Origin of the sequence: Pseudoalteromonas sp. SM9913 (assembly GCF_000184065.1) — a bacterium.
Taxonomy (GTDB): Bacteria; Pseudomonadota; Gammaproteobacteria; order Enterobacterales; family Alteromonadaceae; genus Pseudoalteromonas; species Pseudoalteromonas tetraodonis.
In genome coordinates this window covers 383176-409178 of record NC_014803.1, presented here as the reverse complement: position 1 = coordinate 409178, position 26003 = coordinate 383176, and the positions used below count along the sequence as shown (strand labels likewise).

The window sequence follows — 26003 nt, the reverse complement described above, 5'->3', positions numbered from 1 at the left end:
TTTCCTTACTGCTGATGCCAAAATGGCATACCCATTGTTGGGGTTGAGGGGGTTGCAACGTCTTTTTCGGGCATTGCTTTGGCATTGTATGCAAAGCGCCCTGCCTCTACCGCAGCTTTAAATGCACGGCTCATAGTCACTGGGCAACCCGCCCCTGCAATGGCTGAATTTAATAATACAGCATCATACCCTAATTCAAGTGCTTGGCAGGCATGCGATGGTAAACCTAACCCGGCATCAACAATTAATGTTGTATTAGGCAGGCGTTCTCTAATGGTTTTTAAATTATAACTATTTAACAATCCTTTACCGGTGCCAATAGGCGCGCCCCACGGCATTAGCACCTCACAGCCTAATCCATTCAAGCGCTGACACAGCACTAAATCATCAGTGCAATAAGGCAGTACTTTAAACCCATCATCAATCAATATTTTTGTGGCTTCAAGTAATGCAAAGGGATCGGGCTGTAAATTATAGTCATCGCCTATTAATTCAAGTTTTATCCAATCGGTAGCAAATACTTCTCGGCACATTTTAGCTAGGTTAATAGCCTCTTTGACGCTGTGGCATCCGGCAGTATTAGGCAGTATTTTTAAACCGGTGTTTTTAATTAATTGCCAAAAATCATTCCCTGCCGCCGCGTTTTGTTGTCGTCTAAGTGACACGGTGACTATCTCAGCACCTGAGGCTTTAATCGATTGCGTCATGATATCTGGTGACGGATATAACGCAGATCCAATTAACAAGCGACTATTGATTGGTTCACCATAAATTGTTAAACAGTCTTTGCTTTGCATAGCACTATCCACCTTGGATAGGTGACAATAACTCAATACTGTCACCTTCATTTATAACAACGTGGCTATGGCGACTCTGAGGAATAAACTCTCCATTTACAGCCACGGCATAAGGCGCCATCGCACCCACGTTTTTTACTATTTCCAGCAGCGCATGGCTAGTCACATTTAAAGGCTCACCATTAATTGTAATGTTCATTTAATACTCACTCTATTTGCGATAATGCTTGTGCCACAAGCGCGGGTGCCAACATATAGCCGTGGCGATATAAGCCATTGATACTGATAACCTTGCTCGTTTTTTTTACCTGTGGGCGATTATCGCTAAACGCTGGGCGTAAGCCTGTTTGAATATTTAATAATCGCGCTTCGGCAAAGCCACTATGAACAGTGTAGGCCGCTGATAATAGTTCAAGGGTTGAGCGCACAGTTGCAGGACCTGTATCTTGCGATTCGATCTCCGTTGCCCCTATGACATATTCATGATTAGGTTTAGGTGCAATATAAATAGGGTAACGCGGATGCATTAAACGCACAGGCCGCGTTAAGTTAACCTCAGGGGCGTATAACCTTGCCACTTCCCCGCGCACGCCTCGAAGTGGCTGATCTTGTTTGGCTCCAAGCCCTCTGCAATCAATAATGTAATCAAACTCTCGATTATTCACTTTATTATCAAAGATGCTGGCGCGTTGATTAAACACAAACTTTACTTTGCGCTTATTTAGCAACCTAAAGCTGGCTTTATAAAAGGCTTGGTTATCTATTTGCGCTTCACCGGATAAAAATAGCCCTTGATTAAAACGCCCTGTAAGCTCAGGTTCTAAATCCGCTATTTGCTGCGTATTAACCGCTTTGGCACTAAAATTTAGTAACGGCTTTATTCGCTGTGCAAAACTTTGTAAGTCGCCTTTATCCTGCGGGTGAGCAACCACTAAGGTGCCCTGCTGTTGAAAGAACACCTCACTGTTTAACTCATCTAAAATAGCAGGCCAGCGAGCAATAGAATCTACTCCCAATAGTGCTAAATCATGTTCACACATAACCGACTCAGCTAGTGGTGCCAGCATAGCCGCCGCCACTTTACCCGCACTATTTTGAGTATGCTCGTCATCAGCTTCAAATACAGTAATACGGTGCTGCTTACTTAACTCAAGCGCCGCCAACCGCCCCGCTAAACCAAAGCCCACCACAGCAATGTCATAAAACATAAACACTCCTACATTTAGCTGCGAGCTGCGGGTCTCTGGCTTCGAGCAACAAGATGTTAAGATAAACATTTCGCTACTCGATGCTCGCAACTCGCAACCTATTTTATATTGCTTTATGGTAAATCTCTGAGCCTGTTTGTTTAAACTCTTCAGATTTAGCTTTCATCTCGGCCTCTACATCAACCATTTTGATTTCAATGGCATCACCCACGTTATTAGGATCAATACCGCGCGCTTCTAGATCTTTGGCGTAGTCACGTACTTCTTGGGTTATTTTCATCGAACAAAATTTAGGACCACACATGGAGCAAAAGTGGGCTACTTTTCCTGATTCTTGCGGCAGTGTTTCATCATGGTATTCACGAGCGCGAACAGGGTCTAAACCAATGTTGAATTGGTCGTGCCACCTAAATTCAAAGCGTGCTTTTGATAAAGCATTGTCTCGCTCTTGTGCACCGGGGTGACCTTTGGCTAAATCGGCGGCATGAGCAGCAATTTTATAGGTGATAAGGCCTTCTTTAACGTCTTCTTTATTTGGCAAACCTAAATGTTCTTTCGGTGTTACATAACACAGCATGGCACAGCCATACCAAGCTATTTGCGCAGCCCCAATCCCTGAGGTTATATGGTCATACCCTGGTGCAATATCTGTGGTGAGTGGGCCTAAGGTATAAAAGGGCGCTTCGTCACAATGTTTAAGTTGCTCTTCCATATTGGCTTTGATCATATGCATAGGCACATGCCCAGGGCCTTCTATGAACACTTGTACATCATGCTTCCAAGCTATTTTAGTCAGTTCGCCTAAGGTACGAAGCTCACTAAATTGCGCTTCATCGTTAGCATCAGCAATAGAGCCTGGGCGAAGGCCATCGCCTAATGAAAAACACACATCGTATTGTTTTAAAATTTCACAAATATCTTCAAAATGCGTGTATAAAAAGTTTTCTTTGTGATGAGCTAGGCACCATTTAGCCATAATAGAGCCACCGCGCGATACAATGCCTGTTACGCGTTTTGCTGTCATAGGCACATAGCGCAGCAGTACACCAGCATGAATAGTAAAGTAATCAACACCTTGCTCGGCTTGCTCAATCAGCGTGTCACGAAATATTTCCCACGTTAAGTCTTCAGCTACGCCATTTACTTTTTCAAGGGCCTGATAAATGGGTACAGTACCAATAGGGACTGGCGAATTACGCACTAGCCATTCGCGGGTTTCGTGAATGTAGCGCCCAGTTGATAAATCCATTACGGTGTCGGCACCCCAACGGGTTGACCACACCATTTTTTCAACTTCTTCCTCAATGGATGAACCCACTGATGAATTACCTATATTGGCGTTAACTTTAACTAAAAAGTTGCGACCAACAATCATAGGTTCGGTTTCTGGATGATTAATATTGTTAGGTAAAATAGCGCGACCACGCGCTATTTCAGCACGCACAAATTCAGGAGTAATAAACTCAGGAATACTCGCGCCAAACGATTCCCCTTTATGTTGTGCCGCGAGAAGCTCTTCACGTATTTGCGCACGCCCCATGTTTTCACGTATCGCTACATATTCCATTTCTGGGGTAACTATCCCTTGGCGGGCATAGTGCATTTGCGTTACGTTTTTACCCGCTTTTGCACGGCGAATTTTTGGTAAATGCTCAAAGCGAATATGATCAAGCCCATCGTCAGCCATACGCTGCTGCGCAAACTGTGAGGTAACTGACTCAAGTACTTCAGTATCACCACGGCTTTCAATCCACTGCTCACGGTATTTATCAAGCCCTTTACGTACATCTAATTCAAAATTAGGATCGGTATACGGGCCAGATGTATCGTAAACACGCAGCGGCTCATTTGACTCATACACAGGGTTTTCATCTGTGCCACCTATGAATGTATCGCTTAATGTTATTTCGCGCATACCCACACGCACGCCTTGCTGGGTTCCTTCAACATACACTTTATGAGAGCTTGGAAATGGTTGACCCGTTAGGTTATAAATATAGTCAGATGCAGCAGCACGAGTTTCTCGGCGCGACGATTTGTTTGTAGTGTTTGACATGACTTACCTCATTGCTTAAGGGTTGTCTTGCCAGATATTCCAATGGAATAGAGAAAGATCGTAAAGTAGCTTTATGCCACTTTGCAGCCTAAATTGACGGGTTTGATTTTGTTGTACGCATAAAAAAAGACGCACAAGCGTCCCGTTTAGGCAGCTTGTTCCCTACGCAGGTATTAACCTGATCAGGTTCACGGATCCCGCTTTCGCGATCTCAGCCTAAATAAAACTTAGGCACTCCGACAAGTAGTTAAATTGTTCGTTGATTTGATAATGTTTTAATCAAATCTGCTATGAGTGTACGCCAGTTGAAAATTCCCTGCAAGGGGCTGTTTTTCAAAATGTGTAAAATTTACTTAGGGATAAACACAAATTTTTGCTCGCCTTGCATCACCAATTTTTGGTCTTGCAGGTTAAGCTCGGCACCTTGCTTAAGCGCTTGTAAAAACTGCTGTTCAAACTCATCCAGTTCAGGGCCGCATGATTTGCGTGTCATACCTAATTTACTTACGCTCAAGCTGCTATCTTCAAGCGAACCTTCACCAAAAAACTTATTGCATCCGGCAAAGCCATTTATTTGTAGCGCTTCTATAAAGCTCATTGATGCTTTAAAAGATGCGGGAATAGCCAAACCATCAACCTTTGATAATTGCCATTGTGTATATTTTAGCTGCTCAGTGGTAACTGTCCCTGTTGATGCGCAACCAACACATAAACCGATTACGAGCATCGGTATTGCTGCTAATTTCATGTTACTACTAACTTATTGTCTAATTAATGTAATAGTATCAATATTTGTCAGGTTTATCCGTTAAAAATGCATATTTTAAATGTAAATTTTTGTTTAAAATTCATGCTATTTAAAACTATGCAACGGCTTGGAATAAGTTATCTATCTGTGGTGGTAAAAATGGCCGACCATTCTCATTAACCGATGTACCAATAACTAAGGCATTGAGCATCATTTTTTCATCTTCTTTGCGCACTACCGTTTGTTTAAATGCAAACTTAAGACGACTAATACGCACAGGCTCTACCGCCACATAAAACTCATCTCCAGGCAATAGGGAATGTTTGTAATCCATTTCACTGCGTATCACCACTAAGTTAATTTTATCTTTCGCAAGTTGTGCAAAATCAACGCCGTGTGCGTATAAAAACTCGTGGCGAGCGTGCTCAAGATAATTAAAATAAACACTGTTATTCACAATACCTTGTAGGTCACATTCGTAGTCGCGTACCTTAAAGTCTACTTTAAAGGTCATATTAGTAATCCAAATTATTTAACGTATAATTGCCGCGTTTATAGCACAAGTGTTGAAATAATTGCTACCATACAAGTCCCTAAAATGGAGTTAAGTAACCTAATGAACTTACGTTTGTCTTTAATTACAGCCACGTTATTACCCCTGCTCGCAGCACCTATATATGCTAACGCAGATGACACCGAACTAGAGAAAATCATTGTTACCGGTGACTTTCAGCAAGAAAGCATTCAAACATTAAGCGCCAGTGCCAGCTTATTTTCTGAAAATGAAATGAATCAACGTGGTGCAACGTATTTAGACGAAATGTTAGCCAGTGCAGCCAATGTAAACTTTGCTGCTGGTGCGTCTCGCGGTCGTTATATTCAAATTCGCGGTGTCGGTTTACGCTCGCAGTTTGTTGACCCGATAAACCCATCTGTGGGCTTAGTAATTGACGGTATTAATTATTCAGGCTTAGGTGGTAGTTCATTATTGTTTGATATTGACCAAGTAGAAATTTACCGTGGTCCACAAGGTACGCGTTTTGGTGCAGATGGCATGGCGGGCATGATCCAAATGCAATCAGCTAATGCAACCAGCGATCCTAGCTTAAAATTACATTTAGGTGCTGGCACTTATAACAGCCACGAAGCAGGCCTTGCCGCTAGTACAGGCTTAACAGATGACACCAGTGCCCGCGTTAGCTACTTTCGCAGAAAGTCTGACGGCTACGTAGACAACCTTTATTTAGATAAACCCACTCAAGATCAAGATGAGCAAGTTGCACGCTTTAAATTAAACAGCCAACTCACAGCTCATTTAAATTCAGAACTTAACCTGCATTATATTGATATTAATAACGGCTACGATGCATTTACTCTTGATAATTCTCGCAACAGCCTTGCTGATCAACCAGGCGAAGATAATCAACAAAGTTATGCTATTGGCCTGAATAATACTTACACTGGTTTTGATGCCTTTGATGTCAACTTAAACCTTTCAGCCATTGATACAGAACTTTTTTATAGCTTTGATGAAGACTGGGTGTGTAACGATACTAATAAGCCGCAATTATGTGCCGCCGGTTTGCATCCTGATGGTTATAGTTCAACAGATATTTATAGCCGCGATCGTGATGATCAAGCGCTCGATCTGCAATTTACTGGTAAAGCAGGTAACTGGGTTGCGGGTATTTATTATCAAAACCGTGATGTGGATTTAGAGCGTCAATATACGTGGTTAGCCAACCCGTTTGCTTCAACCTATGAAACTAATAACATTGCAGCTTATGGCCAATTAGCCACAGCAATTGGCCCAAAAACTACGCTTATTACTGGTTTACGAGTTGAGCAATATCAAGGAGATTACACCGATAGTAACGGTTTTATTGAAGAAACTGACGATATTATGCTCGGTGGTAAAATTGCACTTGAATACCAAGTTATTGACCGTACCATGATTTACACCAGTATCACCCGCGGTTACAAAGCTGGTGGTATTAATTCAGAAGCGCTAGCAAAAGCAAAAGATGAAGGTTTAAGCTTAGATGCTGATTTTTTCAAACAGCATACCAGCTTTGATCCAGAATACTTGTGGAGTGGTGAGTTTGGCGTTAAAGGTTCATCGCTAGATGACAAGTTTACCCTGCGCTTAGCGGCATTTTATATGCACCGCGATAATATTCAATTAAAGTCGTGGCAAGTATCAGATCAACAATTTACCGGTTATGTCGCCAATGCCAGCTCTGGCAGCAACTACGGTCTTGAAATTGAAGGCAGCTACTTACTTACTGATAATTTACTCATTAGCGGTAGCGCTGGCTATTTAGATACGAAAATAAACGACTTTGTCACTAAGTCGGGCTTAAACCAAGATGGCCGCGAGCAAGCACAAGCGCCTAAATACCAATACGCATTTAGTGCACGCTACAATGTTACTGATGAGCTATATGCAATGTTAGGCGTTGAAGGAAAAGACGATTATTACTTCTCAGACAGCCATAATGCACAAGCTCCAAATACAAACTTAGTAAATGCGAGCCTTGGTTACGAAGCAGAAAACTGGGCTGTTCGTGCATGGGCACGTAATGTGTTTGATGAAACCGTTCCAACTCGCGGTTTTGAATTTGGTAACAACCCGTTAGATGGTTATACAAGTCAAACTTACATTCAACTAGGTGAGCCACGTGTGGCCGGCGTTACGTTTACGCTTAATCTGTAATACAGCGAACCAGTTGTCAGTTCGAGAATAGAAAACACCGCGTTTAATGCAAACGCGGTGTTTTTTATCTGATAGCTGACCGCTAAAAGCAATTAGCTGCTTTAAGCTCTGGTCACATCAAACGCAATCACTTCTTTTATTTTTTGTTTATTGGTTGCTAGCATCACGAGTCTATCAATCCCTAATGCAACCCCCGCACATTGCTCTAAACCATGTTCCAATGCCGCAATTAAACGCGTATCCATAGGAACTTGCTTTAAGCCGTTAGCAGCACGATAGGTGTTGTCTTCGTTAAACCTTTTTGCTTGTTCTTTAGCATTAGTGAGCTCATTAAAGCCGTTAGCCAGTTCCATATTTTTATAATACAACTCAAAGCGCCCTGCTACTCGCTCATCGTGCTCACAAATTTGTGCCAGTGCCGCTTGTGATGCCGGAAAGTGATACACAAAACATGGCTTATCTTGTCCTATTGTTGGCTCTACTTTCATACAAAATAATAATTGCAGCAAGGTATCTTTATGAGTCTCGTTTTTAGCAATATCAGCAAAGCCATGTTCGCATGCGAGTTGTTGTAACTGCGTGATAGATACAGTTAATGGATCGACCCCTAACGCGCGTTCAAATGCCTGTTGGTAGGTAACGCGCTCTGCAGGCGCAACCTCAAGAATGAGCTGCATTAGCTCATCTATTTCGTCCATTAAAGCAAATTCGTCAAACCCAGGCCGATACCATTCAAGCATAGTAAATTCAGGATTATGATGACTGCCCGCTTCTTCATTTCGAAATGCCTTACAAAGCTGAAAAATAGCGCCTGAGCCGGCCGCTAACAAGCGTTTCATCGCAAACTCTGGAGATGTTTGCAAAAACAGGGGTAGCCCACCAGCATGGCCTGGGCCCACAAATGTAGTATTAAAGCTGGCTAAATGCACATCGGTTACACTGGCAGCACTTAAACTCGGTGTTTCGACTTCCATTACATTACGCTCATAAAAGAATTCCCGAATGCTGCGCATAATTGCTGCGCGTTGCTTAAGTATTTCTATGCTGGCACTCGGCTTCCAAAGATCTGCTGACATATTTTCTCCAAAAAAAATCCCAGCTTAAGCCGGGATTTAATTAATAAGACGCGTTGCTGCTTACTTAACACGGCTCACGTATTCACCATTACGAGTGTCTACTTTAATTACTTCGCCAATTTGTACGAATAATGGAACACGTACTACAGCACCTGTGCTAAGCGTTGCTGGTTTACCACCTGTGCCCGCTGTATCACCTTTAAGGCCCGGATCAGTTTCAGTAATCTCAAGCTCAACAAAGTTTGGTGGAGTTACAGCAATTGGGCTGCCGTTCCATAATGTAATAGTACATACATCGTTTTCAACTAACCATTTTCCAGCATCGCCCAGTGCTTTTTCGTCAGCAGCGATTTGTTCAAATGTTTCATTGTTCATGAAATGCCAAAATTCACCGTCTGTATATAGGTACGCTAAATCGGTATCCATTACATCAGCACCTTCAACCGATTCACCCGATTTAAAGGTTTTTTCAAGTACCTTGCCAGAGATAAGCTTACGGATACGAACACGGTTAAACGCTTGGCCTTTACCCGGTTTTACCATTTCATTTTCTAAGATACTGCAAGGTTCGCCGTCCATCATAATTTTTAGGCCGCCCTTGAACTCGTTGGTGCTATAATTCGCCATCGTTTCCTCTATTTATATTTTTCGAGTAATCTACGTGCCAATGATACAAAGAAATGAAGCAAATTTGCATAAAAACTGGCAAAAAGAATTAGCAAATGTAGTTACCTGCCCAAAAGTGTTGTTAGAAATGGTTGGTTTATCGAGCCAAGTCCATGAAAACGACATAAAAGCTCGTAGCTTGTTTCCTGTTCGTGTGCCATTGCCTTTTATAAAAAAAATTCGTCATGGCGATGCAAATGATCCTTTATTGCTGCAAGTTATGCCTCGCCATCAAGAATTTTTAACTAAGTCGGGGTTTAATAAAGATCCGCTACTTGAGCAAGATAACAATCAACCAGGTCTGTTACATAAATATAAATCACGTGTTTTAGTCATGTTTAAAACTGGTTGTGCGGTAAATTGCCGCTACTGCTTTAGACGCCATTTTCCTTATCAAGAAAACCAGTTAAATAAACGCAGCCTTATTGATGCATTGAGCTATATACAAGCTGATAAAAATATTAACGAAGTGATTTTAAGTGGTGGCGATCCACTAATGGCCAAAGACGATGCTATTAGTTGGTTTTTAGATGAGCTTGAGCAAATACCACAAATAAAACGGATGCGCATACACAGCCGCTTACCCGTTGTGATCCCTGCACGCATTACTGAACAATTATGTGAAAGATTAGCAAAGTCACCACTAAAAGTTATATTCGTGAATCATATTAACCATGCTAACGAAATAGATAGTGACTTTAAAAACGCCATGAACATGCTAAAACAAGCCAATGTACTGTTATTAAATCAGGCGGTTATTTTAAAAGATGTTAACGATACAGTTGATGCGCAAATAAACTTAAGTGAAGCCTTGTTTGATACAGACGTAATGCCTTATTACTTACACTTACTGGATAAGGTAGAAGGCGCAAGTCATTTTGATATAGATGAGGCACAAGCCATAAAAATAATGGCAGAGCTTTTAGAAGCCCTGCCAGGATTTTTAGTGCCTAAACTAGTAAGAGAAATAGGGGGCCAAAAAAGTAAAACCCCTATTGACCTCAAATTGGTTTAAACATAAACGTTTACATTATTCCCAAGTGTTGCAGTAACCGACTTAGCCGGTGTTTGTGCACTTGAGGTTTGTGTAGCACCTTCAATAAGCGCAAGTGCAGCGGCGCCATCAGCTTGCTGTTGCTTTTTAGATAAAGCAGCAGTTAAAACCTCTGCGCCTTGGCCTGCACCAGGGATTGTAGGTAGATTTCCACCTGATATATTCATAACTCACACCTGACATTTAAATGTAATACACGTATTATAGTCGCTGAATTGGTAAATTACTTTACCAACCCACTTAAGTATTTATCGGCAACATTGCACTAAGCTTTAGGAAAACCATGGATTCTATAATTGAACAACTCAACGCCAACTTAAAAATTGTTTACCGTCAGGCACTTGACGCTGACAAAAAACTCGATGAGTTACAACAGCAAGGTCACGGAAAATTTAAAGCCTTATTTGCCGAGGACGCTGGATTTAGTTTCGAAGCTAAACGTTTTAAGCCTTACGTGTTAGACGTTGCCGCTGATGTAGAAAGCTTATCGAGCGACGGTTTGGATGAAGAAAAACTAAAAAAAGCGGTTATTAAACTACAAAATTTACTAACGCTGTTAGCGACCTTTAAATAAAAATGAGCGACTTCTTTGCAAAGCATCTACCAAAGTAGATGCTTTGCATTATTAGCTAGATACGCGGTAAAATTTGCTCACCAAACCACTCTGTTAATAAGCGTTTTTCATAGTAAAATGCTTCGTCTCGACCTATTTTAATTTTATCCATAAAGCCCATATCTTTTAAGCTCACGTTGTCTTCTTGTGCAACAACACCACTTTCATTACTAAGCACATAGTTAAATTCAATCCGTGGAAAGTGAATGGGTTTAACCACCCGAATTTCGTTAACACCGCCATAGCGCACGTCACCAGCTAAATCTAAATCGGTTACTTCAATTTTTAAACTATAATTTTTAGGAAGCTGCTCACTGAGCTTTGCAAAGTGCTCATCAATATTTTTGGCAATTTGCTTGTGGTATGAGCCTTTAGTTTGGTTTGATGGGCGTACATCGCGATAATCATTAAAGTCATGCCATTTCACTTGTGCCTCACCCGCGCAAACAACACTCGGTAGTGCAATAAATATCAACATTGCTATTTTTTTAACTGAGTTCATACGTTTCTCCAACGAGTATGCTGATCATTATAATCAACTAAATATTTTACAAATTGCTATACCTTACTTTAGCAATTACATATGAACTATAACTTAATCTTTCTACTGCGGTGTTATTAAAATTGCACAAAATGTAATCAAAAGTACAGCTTGCGATGTTACGATTGCAAAACAAACAAAATAATACATGTAAAAGCTCAGTATTTATGGTGAAATTAACTTAATTGAACAGAGGTTTCCAAGGAGCATTCATGGCAATTTTAGTAACCGGTGGCGCAGGCTATATTGGCTCACACACCGTTTTAGAACTTTTACAGCAAGGCAGCGACGTTATCGTGATTGATAACTTAAGTAACTCCTCTGAAGAGTCACTTGAAAGAGTGAAAAAAATAACTGACAAAGCAATTACTTTTTATCAAGGTGATATTTTAGATAAACCCTTTTTAGACTCGGTATTTGCCAAGCATACCATTGAAAGTGTTATTCATTTTGCTGGCCTAAAAGCCGTGGGAGAATCGGTCGTAAAACCCATTGAGTATTATCAAAATAATGTACAAGGTACACTAACACTGGTTGATGCTATGCGTGATGCAGGTGTATTCAAACTGGTATTTAGCTCATCCGCCACTGTATACGGCGACCCAGCAAGCTTACCAATACGCGAAGACTTCCCCGTTGGCGGTACAACCAATCCATATGGTACGTCTAAACTAATGGTTGAAATGATGTTGCAAGATATCGCTAAATCAGATGAGCGCTTCGCGTTTGCTATTTTGCGCTACTTTAATCCTGTTGGTGCACATGAGTCAGGTTTGATTGGTGAAGACCCTAATGGTATTCCTAATAATTTATTGCCTTTCATTTCACAAGTTGCGGTTGGCAAATTAAAACAACTTGCTGTATTTGGCGACGATTATGATACGGTTGATGGTACTGGCGTTCGTGATTACATTCACGTTGTAGATTTAGCCCTAGGGCATTTAAAAGCACTTGATAAAATAGCCGCAGAAACCGGTGCGCTTGTTTATAACCTTGGTACAGGTAACGGCTATTCAGTATTACAAATGGTCAATGCGTTTATTAAGGCTAGCGACCAAGCAATCCCTTATGCGGTGTCACCTCGTCGCCCAGGTGATATTGCAGCCTGTTATGCTGCGCCAGAAAAAGCCCTTAGTGAACTAGGTTGGCAAGCAGAGCGTGGTATTGATGTCATGATGCAAGATACTTGGCGCTGGCAATCAAATAATCCAAATGGATATAAGTCATAAAGGCTTCTTTAAGTTATCAGCTTAAAATTAAAACACCGCATTTAAATTAAATACGGTGTTTTAATGTTGTACTTACCAATTTTGCATTTCTACAATCCGTGACTGGGTTCGCGCATATTCAAAACATAACTTTTTACCTTGGTATAACTCGTTTATGTCGGCCTGGGCATTAATTACTAGTAATTTGTGGCAATCGTAAAACTCATCGACTAAGGCAATAAAACGCCGTGCTTCATCATCGAGCGTATGCTCATCCAATTGCTGCTTTTCTCGCTGATAGCTATCTTCTATACCATGCACAATAACCTTACCGGTTGCTTCTTTGCCCATTATTGGCACATTCGCGATATATACTACCGAAAACTGTTCTGCTAAAAACATATAGTCATTGGCGCTGCGAGGACCTGCGCACAGTGCCATAAAATCAATCAGTAGTGCATCGTTAGTTTTTAATAAATAGGGAAGTGCTCGACCATGCACAGTCATTGTATTATCACGCGTTGCTTGAGGGTATGCGGATAAAAACCCAGCCTCAAATTCCGCGTGGGGCAAGTTAATAAAATAATGACGACTGCTTCTACCGTACCTGAAGCGGTGGTCTTCCTCCCCCGCTACGTTAATTACATGACAATGCGCATTTATTAAATCGATAGTTGGTAAAAATCGCGCGCGTTGCAAACCGTTGTAATAAAGTTGCTCGGGTTTTGCGTTAGAGGTTGCGACTAGTACCACGCCTTGTTCAAACAAAGCGTTAAATAACCGAGCCATGATCATGGCATCACCAATATCACTAACAAAAAACTCATCAAAGCACAGTACCTTTATCTCTTTGGCCCACTGTTTAGCTATTATTTGTAGCGGATTTTTATCCCCTTGTAACTTGGCCAATTGAGCATGAATTTTTTCAATAAAGTGATGAAAATGCAGGCGCTGCTTTTTTTCTGTGGGTAAGTTTTTATAAAATAAATCCATTAGCATAGATTTACCTCGGCCAACAGGACCGTATAAATATACCCCTTTGATTAACCGTGCTTTTTGCCACCAGCTTGTTGGCTGATTTAATTGCTCACTCAAAGACTGTAACGCACTCACGGCTTGGTGCTGCGCCGCATCAAAAACAAGCTCTCCTGATGAAACTTTGCGGTGGTACAGGCTTAAAATTTCTGTGCTGGGCTCTGTCATGGTATTTCACTATCCGCTATACTCGCGGCCATTGTAGCCGACTAAAAATGTGAACAACATGAAATTTCCTTGCCGTTTAGATAAATTTATTAGCCATTTAGCAGAATTACCGCGCTCAAAAGCCCGTGCGGCAATAAAAAGTCAGGCGGCAACCGTAAATGGTGAGGTGATCACTGCATTCGACTTTCAAGTTAGCCAACAAGATGACGTGCTGTTTTATGACGAGCCATTAGTTTTTTTAGGTAAACGCTACTTTATGCTCAATAAGCCGGTAGGTTATGTGTGCGCTAATTCGGATGAGTTACACAAAACCGTATTTGACTTACTCGATGAGCCAAATTTGAGCGATTTCCATGTTGCTGGGCGTTTAGACATAGACACGACAGGCCTAGTGCTTATTACTAACGATGGCGACTGGTCACACAAAATTACCTCGCCTAAAAAGAATAAATTTAAAACCTACTTGGTTGAAACTCAAGAGCCGATTACCGATGCTGCACTGCAGCAATTACGCGACGGTGTGCAGCTTCACAATGAAAAAGATTTAACTCGCCCGGCTATTGCTGAGCGCTTAGGGAATTATGGTTTACGCTTGTCTATTTCTGAGGGTAAGTATCACCAAGTAAAACGTATGCTAGCAGCGGTAGATAACAAGGTAGTTGAATTACATCGTGAACAAATTGCGGGTATAAAGTTAGGTGAAGATCTGGCTGCAGGTGAATACCGCCCACTAACCGCCGCAGAGATAAAACTGTAAGGCTGTTTAGGTATTAGGAAAACAGCTTCAAACTGACCGCAGCCCTTTCTGAAACCTGGCGTCTAAAACCTGCTCTTACGATTTAATTTGTACTAAATCAAAGTCTGTCATTCCGGGTACAATCGCTTGCAGACGAGACTCAGTAATATCTAGAGAATTTAAGCATTCACAGTATTCAGAAGCTTTAAGTTCTAATTGGTGGGCTTTTTTCTGCAACGACTTATCGATTTCTTTGGTAATGATATCCATGCGTTGCCCCATGTCGTTCATGCGGTCTTCTATATTGCCTTCTCGAGATTTAAACGCATCCCCGAGCGACATTAAAATAGCACCCAAAGAGCCATGTACTGCAGAGTGTATTTTTTGGCTAATTTCTTTAGTAAAAAAATCATCAATTTGGGAAAGCGATTGAGGGGCTATAAAAAAGAAGTCGTCGCCACGCTTAAACTTATCCATAAGTGCACGCTCTACATATTGTAATTGCGTTTTTAGTACTTCGGGCTCTTTATCTGACATGCCCTCAACAACATGCTCAATAGCACTGAGTCCCAGGTTTACACCATCAGTCGCTAAATCGACTAGCTCAGGAACCGTTTGACGAATACCATTGCTAAATTGTTCTAGCACTTTACTTTCGTCGGTACTTAAATCGACCCAGTAGCCTCGAATAAACAGTTGATTATTATTGTTAATTTGCACCCTAGTTTGGCCTTTATCAACAATACGGATCACATCATCGGTAATAATTAAACCATGACGAAGTTCAACATCACATTGCTTTTGTGCGATTGCATTGCAGCTTAAAAGTGCCATTGATAACGCCAATATCGAACGAGATAAAAACGCCATAAACACCTCAAAAAGACTAAAATAGGGGGTGGCTAGATTAACAAAAAACCAACTTTATGCAAGCAAAAGTAACACCCTAAAAACAAGGCACCATGAAACGTAACGTTTATACAGCGCCTTTATCCTCTGGCTTGTACTATTAAATAGGTGAGCCTGGTGGTATGGGTAACGCTTTAAAGTTATCAGGCCACTGGCCTGTTGTTAAAAACTGATTAATTTGCGCCGCTAAATAGTCTTTAAATGCGCTGTCACCTACTTCAGGATGGCTCAGTAAAGAGTGTTGATTAAACTCATCCGCTAGTTTATTTAGGTAAAAATGCAGTTGCGCTTGCACCTCTGGACTTAGTGTTTGGCTAGCGACAAGATCAGCCATAGTTTTTGCCGTTAAGTACTGTACTCGTTGCGTTACTTTTCCTGTCATAGTGGCAGGCGCTGATACATTAAACACCTGCTTATATAATTGTTTAAGCAGCTCATCTAAGCCATAAAAGCGGTTATCACGTGCTTGTTGCTGTGCTAAACGATTTAATCGTTGAGCATTAAGTAATAGCGATAAGCTATGCTGCGCAGCGACTTCAGGTAATGCAAGTGCATCCATAGTTAAGCCGGTACGCCCCACTATACTTTCTCGTGATTTAGACTCGCCATACGCTTTAGGTACGATTAAGGAAAGTATCGACTCTGGAAGCGTTAAGTTGCTTGCTTTTAGGGTCACTAAAATGGCATTAACCGCTTGTTGTTGAGCCTCTTTAGTTACAACTTGGGCGCCTTTAACGGGTGCATCACTGCGTATCTCATAGTCATAATCAACGCCCGCGATAAGCTTAGCAACCGCTTCAACTTGATAACGGTGGAACAAATAAAGTGGTACTAGCTTTTCTTCCAATTGCGATAGCGCAACCCCAGTTTTTATATTATTAATACCAAACTGCCCAAGCGCCTGCTTTCGTACATCAAGCACTCTAAGTAATTCTTCACTTGGATTACTGCCGTTATCCCAAAGGTGCGCTGTAGGGTGCGCCCCACCTTTGGCACGGGCATCACTGTCAGAAATAAACGCCAAACCTTGCGCTTTATTTTGCTGTAAAATAGCAGCGAGTGCTGCGCTTTCATCTTGTCCGGTAAAATCACTGTAGCCATATTTGACCACTTGGGTATCCCATGCGCCCATACCTTTAGCATAACCTTGAGATACGTCTAACTGACCATTATCTGCAAAGCTCAATAACGGATGTGGATAATCCATCACCGAAGCTCGATTATTTACTGACGCAGCAAAGTTGTGCGCAATACCCAGTGTATGACCAATTTCGTGAGCACTGAGTTGACGAATACGATCAAGTGCCATTGCATGTAAAGTGCTTGCCACTTCATTGCCTTTTAAATAAGGCGCTGCCAGTGATTCAGCAATTAAAATATCTTGGCGTACTCGTAGCGATCCTAGTGTGACATGGCCTTTAATAATTTCGCCTGTACGTGGGTCTATAATTGAACTGCCATAAGACCAACCACGAGTTGCGCGATGCACCCATTGAATAACGTTGTAGCGCACATCCATAGGATCAGCATTATCTGGTAGCACTTTAACTTCAAATGCATTTTTATATCCTGCTGCATTAAAGGCATCATTCCACCATTGCCCGCCTTCTAATAAAGCCGTTTTTACTGGTTCAGGTACGCCAGGGTCTAAGTAATACACAATGGGTTCGACCGGTTCACTTACAGCCAGACTCGGATCTTTTTTTATTAACCGATGGCGTGGAATGTAACGCACATACATAGACTCATCGAGCCCTGCTGCATAATTTTTATGCTCCACACTCCAATAACCCGATTGCGGGCTGAATTTACGTGGCGTGTAATTGTCATCAGGCAATTTGATTAATGAATGGTGCATATGCACGGTTAGCGCGTATGGATCAGCACTCACTTGGCGCACATATTCACCTGGTTTAGACCCTTTAAAGGTGAGAATGGCTTCAAGTTCAGTATTTTTTACAAATGCTTTTGAGCGATTCATAAATACCGCACTGCGTGACTCATCAAGGCTAAACTGCCCTTGCTTGCGCGCAGCTAAAGTACGGCTTACGCCATGTACATCGCTTAGTAAATAGGGGGTGTAATCAATTAATGCAGCATTATCATCTTGCGCGACAACTTTAAAACCCGCCAAAATACTGGATGCAAACGCTTCTTTAACGCTTTGCTGCTCTGCTAGATTACTTGTGTTTGCACGGTAGTAAGTATTTACAGCGCGCAACATAACCTTATTGCCAAAGCGCTCAAACTGTACCAAATAAGTACCGCCTAATTGGCCTCTATCTAAACCAATATCGTTAGACCCTACTCCATAAGGTAAGCTGTGTTGTAATAAAAATTGTTGTTCAAGTTTATCAACCTTTAAATACACATTGCCGTTTTGCGTATCGTAAAAGAAAGAAAAATAACCCGGGAAATGGTTCATTTTTTCAGTAAATTCGTCAATAGACTTAATTGCTGCGTGCGCTTGGGTTATCATACAGAGCAGCACAGTAAAGAGTATGTAACTTAATCGTGATATTTTTTGCATAATCTTATCTTTGTTATTAGCGTTTTAAATGCGATGTAGGTATCCCATTATAGGGGGTTATTTATACAATACAGTTATTTAAGACGAATTTCAGCGCTCTAAACTAATCTCTCTCACATTATGATTAGTTTTAACACGTTATCAGGAAAAAAGAATGCGTAGACTCCCACCAGTATTACTAGAAGATGGCTGTTCAAGAGAACTTTTGTCGTTAATTCGTACTATTTTAGCGGCATGTAAAGAAATTTCATTTCGCGTCGGTCAAGGTGAATTATCGGGCGTATTAGGCTCAACCCTCGATGAAAACATTCAAGGCGAAACACAAAAGAAACTCGATGTACTGTCTAATCAGTTATTAAAAGATATATTGCTGGAGTCAGGCACAGTTAAAGCAATCGCCTCTGAAGAAGAAGATTATACCGTTGCCGGTAACCCAGATGCTGAGTACATTGTTGCATTTGACCCACTTGATGGCTCGTCAAACACCGATATTAACTCGCTAGTAGGCACTATATTTTCTATTATGAAAGCGCCGGTGGGCTCAGATGCTGCTGATGAAAAGATTTTTATGCAACCTGGGCATCAACAAGTAGCTGCAGGTTACGTACTGTATGGCCCATCAACTATGCTTGCGCTAACAACGGGTAAAGGTACACGCATGTTTACCTTAGATAAAACCCAAGGTAGCTTTTTACTTACCCAAGATTTTGCCGCTATTCCTGCTAAAACCAATGAGTTTGCAATTAATGCCTCAAACCAGCGCCACTGGGAACCGGCGATGCAAAACTACATTAATGATTTACTTGCCGGAGATACAGGCCCTCGTGCTCAAAACTTCAATATGCGTTGGATTGCTGCAATGGTTGGCGATGTACACCGTGTACTTAGCCGTGGTGGCTTATTTACTTACCCAACTGATACTAAAGATCCTAATAAGCCTAATAAACTGCGTTTACTTTATGAAGCAAACCCAATGGCAATGCTAGTAGAGCAAGCAGGTGGTATTGCTTCAACAGGCACTGAGCGTATTATGGATATTCAGCCTGATGCCATCCATCAGCGTGTTGCGGTTATTTTAGGCTCTAAAGACGAAGTAGAAACTTGCTTGAGCTATCATAAGTAAACAAGTTGTCAGTTGTCAGTTGTCAGTTGTCAGAAAATACTAAGCCGGATTTAACTTAAATGCGGCTTAGTATTATTTATCCGTTACATAAAACCGCAGTAAGCTCGCATCTAAAAGAGTTGAGTTAGCCTAAATCTAGTCCTTTAATAATGCTAATAATTGTTCAAGCTTTTTGTGGCTAAACTCGCCCATTTGCTCGCTATTACTCAGCGCATAAATAACCCCTTCATGCTCAGCGCTATCTATATCTGCTCTTGATTCAATGACGTTGGCCCAAAGCGCGAGATCATCGAGATCTATTTCATTACTTACACAGCGCTTAAGCACATCAATCAATACGGGTGTCGTTAACTTATAAAGTGGCTTAGCATTGTGCGCAGAGCTTGACACTATTACTGAGATTGCTTCGTCTCTATGCTCACCAAAAGTAATAAATTCAGCCAATGCTTTTTGTATATTCATAATGTTTGTTATTCTTGCTGCTCTACTGTTAATAAGACCTAAAATGACCCAGATAAACTGCAGCCAATGTAATACAACGCTTAACTGTAATGTTAATGATATAACCACATGTTGGTGTTATCAGTTACCCGCTATTTTACCACTCGATGATACAGCAACCAGCTGCTTATGCCGATCATGTACTCTTGCTAAAATTAATTACTATTTAGAAACTATATATACCCAGCCAATTAAAACCCAAATAGCTTTCGCTAAACAATTTAGAAGTAATGATAATTTAATTGAAGGGTTAGATTACACCATGCAGAACAATTACATGGTGTTTAGTAAGTGGTATTTTTTAAAGCGTGGTACTTGCTGCAAAAATGGTTGTAAAAATTGCCCTTATAGTTAAATTAGCCACCCACAGCAATAGGCAGTGAGTTATCAGCGCCCCATTCACTCCACGAGCCATCGTACACACTTAAATTACTATAGCCGCATTCATCGGCAAACAGCGCAAGCGCACAGGCAGTAACGCCAGAGCCACAGCTAAATTGTAAGTGGGTTGCATTACCAACTAATTCATTAAACTTTGCCTTTATAAAGTCGAGTGATTTTGCCTCGCCATTTTCTAATAGACTAGTTAAAGGTAGCGAATAGCTATTAATAATATGGCCGCTGCGCATTCCGGCTCTTGGCTCACTACTTTTGCCGGTAAAGCGCTCATAAGCGCGTGCATCTAAAATAACTGTATTGGCATCCTCAGTAGCACTTAGCACCTGTTTTTTGTCAATAAAGTAATCAGGCCGGTATTGAGCGATAAAATCGCCTTTTAATGATGCTTGTGTATAGTTTGATTCAATCGGAAGCCCGAGTTCAACCCACTTGGCTAAACCGCCACTGAGGACTTTTACGTTATCAAACCCCATAGCTTTAAACATCCACCAAGCTCTAGCTGCACTGAATAACCCTGCATCTTCATAAATCACCACAAGTGAATCGTGATTCACTCCCGCTTTTTGCATCACTTGAGTAAATTGTTCTGCACTACACAAGGTATTAGGCAATGGGTTTGAGGTATCTGCGAGTTCTTTTTTGATATCAAACCGTTGTGCTTTAGGAAGCATGGCAACGGGTGAGTACTCCCCCGCAGCTGAGGGACGTAACATACCCGCATCAAAAATAACCAGGTTAGCTTGCTCTAAGCGAGCATGTAACCATTGTGCACTGACCATGTTTTTCATCGTCTTTCCAAATTTGAGGAAATGAAATAGCTATATATTATTACAGCCTGTTTATAAACAGAATTTAGACTGGTTACAAATTATAATAATGCTAAAATAGCTGCTTTGAGGTTTCTAAATAAAATAAAATTATGCCAATCCCTTTTTACATTATCAATATGCAAGGCTGCGAAGACCGTTGGGAAACAACCCTGAAGCGACTTACCAGTCTACACTTAAATGCTGAACGTTTTGAAGCGACCATTGGCAAAAACCTTAGTGAAGAAGAAACCCTCAAGTGGTATTGCCCGAAAAAAAATAAAAACGTTACAATCGCAATCTATCTGCAGGTGAAATTGGTTGCTATGTAAGTCATATGCGCCTTTGGCAAAAAATGGTTAATGAAAACATGCCTTTTTGTGTTGTATTAGAGGATGACCTTTTCATTGAGGCTTCGCTTAAAGATGTTGTTGATGCGGCAATTAAATTGAAAAACTGGGATTTAATAAAATTATCTGACAACAGAAATTTTCCATTTATTGACAGTGCCCCATTAGAAAATAATCTAACAGTCGGTAATTATAAAAAAGCACCAAATGGCACTCAAGGCTACATCATTTCATTAAGTGGGGCTAAAAAACTACTGCAAAGAAAACCATTTTTTAGACCCGTAGATGTCGATATGCAATTTCACACAGAAGTAGGGCTAAGTATGATTGGCATAAAACCCTACCCGATTGCCGAAGATCGAAGCTTTATTAGTGAAATAACAAGCGCTAATGCAGGTTCGCACTCAAACCGCAGTACATTTATCAGAAATTTAATTCATAGATCGAGTATTCATATGCAAAGACGATATAAAACTGCGGATCTTGCCAAAATTACAAGTGAGTAATACCAAGCATATTTTTAAATGTATGCATTTGATTATAAAATTAAATCTTAATAATTTCGCCACGCAATGGCGCCATTTTAGCTAAAATTTTATTTTGCACTGTATGTGGGATATTTTGCTCGTTCATTGCATTTATTAATAAATCGACAACGTGATTGAAGTCTTTTTCGTTTATATTCATGCCAGTATGAATAGCAACCATAGAGTCACCTTTATATTCACAAGGGCCCTCCACCAGCGAACATAAATGGCTAATAAACCCTTGTCGAAAATGACTGATATTACTGTGCTCAAAGTAATGAAACACTTGTTTGTCATTACCTATTTGTGTAATAAAACTATCAGTTAGTTTCTCAAGCCCAGCTTGTTCGCCAAGCTGGTGATACAAAGAGGTGTTGGGTTGGGTTGTACACCCTGCAAGTAAGTTTAAACAACAAAAAATAAATACACTCAGTTTCATTACCAATACCCCGTAACCGATAAATACCAGCCAGTTTGATTATCAACACCAGCAATCTGCCCTAAATCTAAATAGGCCGCAGTCACACTCATATGCTTATTTGGTATCCACGCTATAAATAAATCACGCCAATCTTGTTCGCCTAACCCCAAGTTGTTGGCTTTTTGTCGATATTCAACACCAATGGCAAGTTCACGACTTACAAAAACTGCACTACTTGCTTCTACTAAAATATGGCTGCCCTCATTAGCCCCGCCATATCCTAACAGTCCTAGCTGATTGGCTTTACTGTAGCGAGTAGTCACATTCCAAAACCAGTTGTACCCAGCAAGTGCGCCCAAATGTAATTTACTGGCGGCTAGGTACACATCTGTACCACTGGTATTTTTTGCGCCAACTAACTTTGCTACTGTGCCATCCTCTAGTGATTTATGCTGTACGCCCACACTTAGCTGTGGCCACTGACTATAAACTACATCACCATATAAACGAATTTTAGCCCCAGAAATTGACTGCTCTATTTCGGTATTGAGTGCAGGCACATCAAACTGCTGCACTGCATAACTGAGCTCAACACGATTGAATAGGTTTAGTTGCATGCCGCAGGCATCAAGACGATAGTCAGTAACATCAGCACGACTACAAAAACCATTAACAGCCCATTCGTTTTCACTGGCATACCCTGCTAATTGTGCCCAAGGAACTAATCCGCCCCCTGCACTGCCTTCAATTTGAGACACCCCAGGTGTTGCTAATAATTTCCCCGTAGCAGCCATACTTAACGCACTACAAAATGAGAGTACCAAGGCGAATAATAACTTAATGTACACGCTGATATTCCTCTAACCATTGTTCTAATTGCTGCGCTTTTAAAGGGCGACTTAAATAGTAACCTTGCGCATGATCGCATTGCATTTCGTGAAGCATTGATAAAGACTCAGCGGTTTCTACCCCTTCAGCCACAACAGAAAACCCCAATTGGTGACCCAGTGTGATTGAAGAGCGCACTATGTATTGATCTTTTTGTGATTCGTGCAGAGTTAAAATAAAGCATTTATCTAACTTAAGCTCATCAATAGGTAACATTTTTAACCGTCCTAGTGATGTTTGCCCTACGCCATAATCGTCCAATGAAATTTTAACGCCAATAGTTTTTAAATCTTCTAACGCTTTAATACCTTGGGCTTCATTTTCAATCATATCGCGCTCCGTCAGTTCAATAGTGACAGAGCTTGGGTTTACTTGGTATTTATTTAAGGTGGCTACCAACGAAGCGTGAAAACCTGAATGAGCAATATCTTGGGCAGAAACATTAATAGCGGCTTGTAAATGAATATCCTTTTTTGACCAATCGGCTATTTGTGCAATCACAGTCTCGACAACCCAAGCGGTCAGCTCTACTATTAACCCTGACTGCTCGGCTAAATCAATAAAGACCTCAGGCGAGACCCAGCCACCATCTTTTCGTTGCCAACGAATAAGAGACTCTACCTTATCAATTTTCTGACTTTTAATATTCAATTTAGGCTGATAGGTCATAAATAATTGTCCATTATCATCATCAATTGCTTGTTTGAGTTCATCAAGCATAATTAAACGGTCTAAATGCGCCTCATCTTCACCGTCTTGATAATAATGTAAGCTTTGCTGACTCGTTGTAGCTGCATCTACAGCAATGAGTACACGTCGCATTAAATCGTCTGCTTTAGTCCCTTGCTCTGGGTATTGCACAATACCGGCATTAAAACGTAAGCTTATTTTTAAATTTTTAACCTTGTAAGCTAGCTGTAATTGCTTGAGTAAATCAGCCACTGCACATTTTACCTGCTCAATCTCTGCACAAGGGTAAACCGTTAAGAATTCATCGCCACCAATTCGAGCATGAAAACCACCTAGCTCATCAGAAAATTGACGAATACGGTTTGCCACTGCAATTAAACATCCATCCCCTACTTGTGGACCAAGCTTATCGTTTATATGCCTTAAGCCTTTTATATCAATAGCAACAAGCGTGTACCGCGCATCATTAGTGAGCCGCTTAGCTAATAAATCTAACATAGCAGAACGGTTATAAAATCCTGTTAAAGTATCGTGATGTGCTTGAAAACTTATTTGCTGCTCACGCTTATTAATATCATTACCCATGTTATTAAAAGCATTCACGAGCGTTTCTATTTCACTGCTTTGCTTTTTACCTTCAAATTTAAAGCGGTAGTCGCCTTTTGCAAACTGTCTGGCAATAACCGCTAACTGTGAAAGTCCTGTCGTTAAATTATTTGCTAACAAACTACTGGTGATCACACCAAATAACATTGTTAAAACAGCGAGTGTGATCAGCGTTAATAATAATTGCTCAATATCGCGATAACTCGAGCTTAAATCTGCGCTAAGCAGTAAGGTTATCGGGTGCGATTGTAAAGAGGGTAAAGCTATTTGTTCGTTTTCATAGGCCAAATATTCGGCAAAAAAACGAGCCGTAGTTTTATTGGTAAAGTACGCTATTGGTTGAAAGTTATCTGGTTGGGATACTAGCGAGCTTGTTGCAAAGTCATCTAATTGCGCAACAAAACTAACCTCCATTCCGGTCAAGCTTTTTAGCTCAGTAGCCACTGCAGATGTTATTTTAAATCCGACCAAACTGTAAGCTATGGTTCTGGGAGTTTTAACGGGCAATAAAATCACTTGGTACAGCTGGTTATTTAACACCACAAAGCTCGATTGCTCAGAATTATTTAATAACTCATCCATTAAAGGCTGTAGGTTATCGGCAAAATTTTGTGCATTAACATTAGCTGATACTAACCGCCCTGATAAATCGAGCAACAGCATAAGATCCGCATTGATCCGTTGACTGTGGTTGTATAACACACTGCTAATAGTGGCGGCATCACGAGTTGCAACCGCTTGCTTAAAACCAAAATCAGCGGTTAACACCTTTGCGGCTGTTAATAATAAGCTCTCTTTTGATTTTAAATATTGTTTATAAACGCTTTGCGCAACCGTTATATTTTGTTGCACTTTTTCTGCCTGAAATTTACTGGTAGACCACCAAAAGCTCAGTAAACTAACCAAGGTAGTGAGTAATACCAAGCCAACGCAAAGCGTTGTAATGCGACTGCGTAAATTATTGGCCATTGCCTTCCCTAAATTGACTGCCAAAGGTATTACGTGGTGCAGGGGTAGATGTATTTATAGTTATTGATAACGGGCTGGTTGATTCTATATTAAACTGTTTTTTATTATCCAAGGGAGCTGTTTGCAGTGAATGCCAAACACTGGCTTGCACAGGAAAAGTGTCTACTTGCAGCTTTATCTGGCCTTGCTCGTTACTGGTATACACATGACTACTGTTAGCGACATATATATAGCCCACCATGGAGTCATGAATATTGCAGCCTAGAACAACAACACCTTGATTATCAAACTTAATAGGTTCTTCTGGCTGGCCAGAATAGAGCTTTAATTGAAAAGGTTTAGCTTTTGAAAAAGAATAAACATGGTGGCGAATATTATCGCTATTTGGAAAGTCGACGTACTGACCTTGGTGCACAATAAGCAACTCTGGAGAAAACTGTTTATCAACTTGATCCATTACCGCTGTGGGTAAATTGCCCGAAGTTTTTGAAGAAGGTAAATGATTTATTTCTACGACAGCATTAGGCAATACTTGGTCATGCTGATCTTTAATAACCAAATTAATGGTATTACCAAAAGCCGATACACTAAACAATACACCCAGTACTAATAAATAACGACGTTTTGCAATAACTTGCCATGCTCGCTCTAACATAACCACA

General features: G+C 40.9%; 28 protein-coding genes and 1 riboswitch. Of the genes, 9 read left to right on the top strand and 19 right to left on the bottom strand.

What is annotated here, in order from left to right:
• Positions 1–5 precede the first annotated feature (5 nt).
• The 6 genes from PSM_RS01845 to PSM_RS01820 all read right to left on the bottom strand — a co-directional run bounded on the left by PSM_RS01845 (position 6) and on the right by PSM_RS01820 (position 5323).
• Entirely contained in the window at positions 6–797 is a 792-nt protein-coding gene (locus PSM_RS01845) for a thiazole synthase (protein WP_013463960.1), read from the bottom strand.
• A gap of 4 nt (positions 798–801) precedes the next feature.
• Positions 802–996: a sulfur carrier protein ThiS gene (thiS, locus tag PSM_RS01840; protein ID WP_013463959.1), complete on the bottom strand. Its 195-nt coding sequence runs from the start codon at positions 994–996 to the stop codon at positions 802–804.
• A 7-nt stretch (positions 997–1003) separates the two neighbouring features.
• On the bottom strand, positions 1004–2005 hold the full coding sequence (locus tag PSM_RS01835; protein ID WP_013463958.1) for an FAD-dependent oxidoreductase: 1002 nt from the start codon (positions 2003–2005) through the stop codon (positions 1004–1006).
• Between the two features lie 103 nt (positions 2006–2108).
• Positions 2109–4061, bottom strand: a complete 1953-nt coding sequence (thiC, locus tag PSM_RS01830) for a phosphomethylpyrimidine synthase ThiC (protein ID WP_013463957.1) — start codon at positions 4059–4061, stop codon at positions 2109–2111.
• Positions 4062–4203: 142 nt separating this feature from the next.
• Positions 4204–4310, bottom strand: a riboswitch (TPP riboswitch).
• 100 nt (positions 4311–4410) lie between these two features.
• Positions 4411–4809, bottom strand: coding sequence for an META domain-containing protein (locus tag PSM_RS01825; RefSeq protein ID WP_013463956.1), 399 nt, complete (start codon positions 4807–4809; stop codon positions 4411–4413).
• Positions 4810–4924: 115 nt separating this feature from the next.
• Positions 4925–5323: an acyl-CoA thioesterase gene (locus PSM_RS01820; RefSeq protein ID WP_013463955.1), complete on the bottom strand. Its 399-nt coding sequence runs from the start codon at positions 5321–5323 to the stop codon at positions 4925–4927.
• A gap of 102 nt (positions 5324–5425) precedes the next feature.
• Here PSM_RS01820 and PSM_RS01815 point away from each other — a divergent pair, with 102 nt between their 5' ends.
• Positions 5426–7525, top strand: coding sequence for a TonB-dependent receptor (locus PSM_RS01815; RefSeq protein ID WP_013463954.1), 2100 nt, complete (start codon positions 5426–5428; stop codon positions 7523–7525).
• A 101-nt stretch (positions 7526–7626) separates the two neighbouring features.
• On the opposite strand, the gene epmA is transcribed toward PSM_RS01815, so the two are convergent.
• Together epmA and efp are read right to left on the bottom strand one after the other, a co-directional pair.
• A complete protein-coding gene (gene epmA / locus PSM_RS01810) occupies positions 7627–8601 on the bottom strand; it encodes an elongation factor P--(R)-beta-lysine ligase (protein ID WP_013463953.1) in 975 nt (324 codons plus the stop codon).
• 60 nt (positions 8602–8661) lie between these two features.
• Entirely contained in the window at positions 8662–9228 is a 567-nt protein-coding gene (gene efp / locus PSM_RS01805; RefSeq protein WP_010390517.1) for an elongation factor P, read from the bottom strand.
• A 40-nt stretch (positions 9229–9268) separates the two neighbouring features.
• Between efp and epmB the strand changes: the two genes are divergently transcribed.
• The gene (gene epmB / locus PSM_RS01800) at positions 9269–10282 is read left to right on the top strand and encodes an EF-P beta-lysylation protein EpmB (RefSeq protein ID WP_041695590.1); all 1014 of its coding nucleotides are present in this window, start codon (positions 9269–9271) and stop codon (positions 10280–10282) included.
• On the opposite strand, the gene PSM_RS01795 is transcribed toward epmB, so the two are convergent.
• Positions 10279–10488, bottom strand: a complete 210-nt coding sequence (locus tag PSM_RS01795; RefSeq protein ID WP_013463951.1) for a hypothetical protein — start codon at positions 10486–10488, stop codon at positions 10279–10281. The two genes, epmB and PSM_RS01795, sit on opposite strands and share 4 nt — an antisense overlap.
• 116 nt (positions 10489–10604) lie before the next feature.
• On the opposite strand from PSM_RS01795, the gene PSM_RS01790 reads away from it, so the two are divergent.
• Positions 10605–10895 (top strand): hypothetical protein, encoded by a 291-nt coding sequence (locus tag PSM_RS01790; protein WP_013463950.1) that lies wholly within the window; start codon positions 10605–10607, stop codon positions 10893–10895.
• Between the two features lie 55 nt (positions 10896–10950).
• On the opposite strand, the gene PSM_RS01785 is transcribed toward PSM_RS01790, so the two are convergent.
• Positions 10951–11436: a DUF3016 domain-containing protein gene (locus tag PSM_RS01785; protein ID WP_013463949.1), complete on the bottom strand. Its 486-nt coding sequence runs from the start codon at positions 11434–11436 to the stop codon at positions 10951–10953.
• A 251-nt stretch (positions 11437–11687) separates the two neighbouring features.
• Between PSM_RS01785 and galE the strand changes: the two genes are divergently transcribed.
• Positions 11688–12704: a UDP-glucose 4-epimerase GalE gene (gene galE, locus PSM_RS01780; RefSeq protein ID WP_013463948.1), complete on the top strand. Its 1017-nt coding sequence runs from the start codon at positions 11688–11690 to the stop codon at positions 12702–12704.
• Positions 12705–12776: 72 nt separating this feature from the next.
• On the opposite strand, the gene zapE is transcribed toward galE, so the two are convergent.
• Positions 12777–13886, bottom strand: coding sequence for a cell division protein ZapE (zapE, locus tag PSM_RS01775; protein WP_013463947.1), 1110 nt, complete (start codon positions 13884–13886; stop codon positions 12777–12779).
• A gap of 58 nt (positions 13887–13944) precedes the next feature.
• On the opposite strand from zapE, the gene rsuA reads away from it, so the two are divergent.
• A complete protein-coding gene (rsuA, locus tag PSM_RS01770) occupies positions 13945–14643 on the top strand; it encodes a 16S rRNA pseudouridine(516) synthase RsuA (RefSeq protein WP_013463946.1) in 699 nt (232 codons plus the stop codon).
• Positions 14644–14718: 75 nt separating this feature from the next.
• On the opposite strand, the gene PSM_RS01765 is transcribed toward rsuA, so the two are convergent.
• Together PSM_RS01765 and PSM_RS01760 are read right to left on the bottom strand one after the other, a co-directional pair.
• Complete coding sequence (locus PSM_RS01765) at positions 14719–15492, bottom strand: YggN family protein (RefSeq protein WP_008115461.1); 774 nt, start codon at positions 15490–15492, stop codon at positions 14719–14721.
• Positions 15493–15631: 139 nt separating this feature from the next.
• A complete protein-coding gene (locus PSM_RS01760; protein WP_013463945.1) occupies positions 15632–18061 on the bottom strand; it encodes a zinc-dependent metalloprotease in 2430 nt (809 codons plus the stop codon).
• Between the two features lie 154 nt (positions 18062–18215).
• On the opposite strand from PSM_RS01760, the gene PSM_RS01755 reads away from it, so the two are divergent.
• Positions 18216–19184, top strand: coding sequence for a class 1 fructose-bisphosphatase (locus tag PSM_RS01755; protein ID WP_008115459.1), 969 nt, complete (start codon positions 18216–18218; stop codon positions 19182–19184).
• A 135-nt stretch (positions 19185–19319) separates the two neighbouring features.
• Here PSM_RS01755 and PSM_RS01750 read toward each other — a convergent pair whose 3' ends face one another.
• Positions 19320–19646 carry a hypothetical protein gene (locus PSM_RS01750; RefSeq protein WP_013463944.1) on the bottom strand — a complete coding sequence of 109 codons (327 nt, stop codon included), beginning with the start codon at positions 19644–19646 and terminating at the stop codon, positions 19320–19322.
• Between the two features lie 43 nt (positions 19647–19689).
• Between PSM_RS01750 and PSM_RS01745 the strand changes: the two genes are divergently transcribed.
• A complete protein-coding gene (locus PSM_RS01745) occupies positions 19690–20040 on the top strand; it encodes a DUF5522 domain-containing protein (RefSeq protein WP_013463943.1) in 351 nt (116 codons plus the stop codon).
• A 1-nt stretch (position 20041) separates the two neighbouring features.
• Here the strand turns inward: PSM_RS01745 and PSM_RS01740 are convergent, their stop codons facing one another.
• Positions 20042–20872 carry a sulfurtransferase gene (locus tag PSM_RS01740; RefSeq protein ID WP_013463942.1) on the bottom strand — a complete coding sequence of 277 codons (831 nt, stop codon included), beginning with the start codon at positions 20870–20872 and terminating at the stop codon, positions 20042–20044.
• 131 nt (positions 20873–21003) lie between these two features.
• Here PSM_RS01740 and PSM_RS18695 point away from each other — a divergent pair, with 131 nt between their 5' ends.
• Positions 21004–21222 (top strand): hypothetical protein, encoded by a 219-nt coding sequence (locus PSM_RS18695; protein WP_236613525.1) that lies wholly within the window; start codon positions 21004–21006, stop codon positions 21220–21222.
• A gap of 5 nt (positions 21223–21227) precedes the next feature.
• Positions 21228–21746, top strand: coding sequence for a glycosyltransferase family 25 protein (locus PSM_RS01735; RefSeq protein WP_013463940.1), 519 nt, complete (start codon positions 21228–21230; stop codon positions 21744–21746).
• A 40-nt stretch (positions 21747–21786) separates the two neighbouring features.
• On the opposite strand, the gene PSM_RS01730 is transcribed toward PSM_RS01735, so the two are convergent.
• From PSM_RS01730 to PSM_RS01715, 4 genes are read right to left on the bottom strand one after another with little or no spacing between them, the layout of a single operon-like run.
• Positions 21787–22206 carry a group I truncated hemoglobin gene (locus PSM_RS01730; protein ID WP_013463939.1) on the bottom strand — a complete coding sequence of 140 codons (420 nt, stop codon included), beginning with the start codon at positions 22204–22206 and terminating at the stop codon, positions 21787–21789.
• A complete protein-coding gene (locus PSM_RS01725; protein WP_013463938.1) occupies positions 22206–23036 on the bottom strand; it encodes a DUF3034 family protein in 831 nt (276 codons plus the stop codon). Before PSM_RS01725 ends, PSM_RS01730 begins: the two co-directional genes overlap by 1 nt.
• A complete protein-coding gene (locus PSM_RS01720; protein WP_013463937.1) occupies positions 23026–25341 on the bottom strand; it encodes a bifunctional diguanylate cyclase/phosphodiesterase in 2316 nt (771 codons plus the stop codon). Before PSM_RS01720 ends, PSM_RS01725 begins: the two co-directional genes overlap by 11 nt.
• A complete protein-coding gene (locus PSM_RS01715) occupies positions 25331–25996 on the bottom strand; it encodes a methylamine utilization protein (protein ID WP_013463936.1) in 666 nt (221 codons plus the stop codon). Before PSM_RS01715 ends, PSM_RS01720 begins: the two co-directional genes overlap by 11 nt.
• Positions 25997–26003 lie beyond the last annotated feature (7 nt).

Coding starts and splice junctions, on each gene's coding strand:
- PSM_RS18695 (WP_236613525.1), top strand. CDS start 21,004: ATGCCAATCCCTTTTTACATTATCAATATGCAAGGCTGCGAAGACCGT.
- PSM_RS01765 (WP_008115461.1), bottom strand. CDS start 15,492: ATGGCGTTTTTATCTCGTTCGATATTGGCGTTATCAATGGCACTTTTA.
- epmB (WP_041695590.1), top strand. CDS start 9,269: ATGATACAAAGAAATGAAGCAAATTTGCATAAAAACTGGCAAAAAGAA.
- PSM_RS01835 (WP_013463958.1), bottom strand. CDS start 2,005: ATGTTTTATGACATTGCTGTGGTGGGCTTTGGTTTAGCGGGGCGGTTG.
- PSM_RS01715 (WP_013463936.1), bottom strand. CDS start 25,996: ATGTTAGAGCGAGCATGGCAAGTTATTGCAAAACGTCGTTATTTATTA.
- PSM_RS01740 (WP_013463942.1), bottom strand. CDS start 20,872: ATGAAAAACATGGTCAGTGCACAATGGTTACATGCTCGCTTAGAGCAA.
- PSM_RS01815 (WP_013463954.1), top strand. CDS start 5,426: ATGAACTTACGTTTGTCTTTAATTACAGCCACGTTATTACCCCTGCTC.
- PSM_RS01820 (WP_013463955.1), bottom strand. CDS start 5,323: ATGACCTTTAAAGTAGACTTTAAGGTACGCGACTACGAATGTGACCTA.
- thiC (WP_013463957.1), bottom strand. CDS start 4,061: ATGTCAAACACTACAAACAAATCGTCGCGCCGAGAAACTCGTGCTGCT.
- PSM_RS01785 (WP_013463949.1), bottom strand. CDS start 11,436: ATGAACTCAGTTAAAAAAATAGCAATGTTGATATTTATTGCACTACCG.
- PSM_RS01845 (WP_013463960.1), bottom strand. CDS start 797: ATGCAAAGCAAAGACTGTTTAACAATTTATGGTGAACCAATCAATAGT.
- PSM_RS01760 (WP_013463945.1), bottom strand. CDS start 18,061: ATGCAAAAAATATCACGATTAAGTTACATACTCTTTACTGTGCTGCTC.
- PSM_RS01735 (WP_013463940.1), top strand. CDS start 21,228: ATGCGCCTTTGGCAAAAAATGGTTAATGAAAACATGCCTTTTTGTGTT.
- PSM_RS01755 (WP_008115459.1), top strand. CDS start 18,216: ATGCGTAGACTCCCACCAGTATTACTAGAAGATGGCTGTTCAAGAGAA.
- thiS (WP_013463959.1), bottom strand. CDS start 996: ATGAACATTACAATTAATGGTGAGCCTTTAAATGTGACTAGCCATGCG.
- PSM_RS01790 (WP_013463950.1), top strand. CDS start 10,605: ATGGATTCTATAATTGAACAACTCAACGCCAACTTAAAAATTGTTTAC.
- efp (WP_010390517.1), bottom strand. CDS start 9,228: ATGGCGAATTATAGCACCAACGAGTTCAAGGGCGGCCTAAAAATTATG.
- PSM_RS01795 (WP_013463951.1), bottom strand. CDS start 10,488: ATGAATATATCAGGTGGAAATCTACCTACAATCCCTGGTGCAGGCCAA.
- rsuA (WP_013463946.1), top strand. CDS start 13,945: ATGAAATTTCCTTGCCGTTTAGATAAATTTATTAGCCATTTAGCAGAA.
- PSM_RS01720 (WP_013463937.1), bottom strand. CDS start 25,341: ATGGCCAATAATTTACGCAGTCGCATTACAACGCTTTGCGTTGGCTTG.
- PSM_RS01730 (WP_013463939.1), bottom strand. CDS start 22,206: ATGAAACTGAGTGTATTTATTTTTTGTTGTTTAAACTTACTTGCAGGG.
- epmA (WP_013463953.1), bottom strand. CDS start 8,601: ATGTCAGCAGATCTTTGGAAGCCGAGTGCCAGCATAGAAATACTTAAG.
- galE (WP_013463948.1), top strand. CDS start 11,688: ATGGCAATTTTAGTAACCGGTGGCGCAGGCTATATTGGCTCACACACC.
- PSM_RS01750 (WP_013463944.1), bottom strand. CDS start 19,646: ATGAATATACAAAAAGCATTGGCTGAATTTATTACTTTTGGTGAGCAT.
- PSM_RS01745 (WP_013463943.1), top strand. CDS start 19,690: ATGACCCAGATAAACTGCAGCCAATGTAATACAACGCTTAACTGTAAT.
- zapE (WP_013463947.1), bottom strand. CDS start 13,886: ATGACAGAGCCCAGCACAGAAATTTTAAGCCTGTACCACCGCAAAGTT.
- PSM_RS01825 (WP_013463956.1), bottom strand. CDS start 4,809: ATGAAATTAGCAGCAATACCGATGCTCGTAATCGGTTTATGTGTTGGT.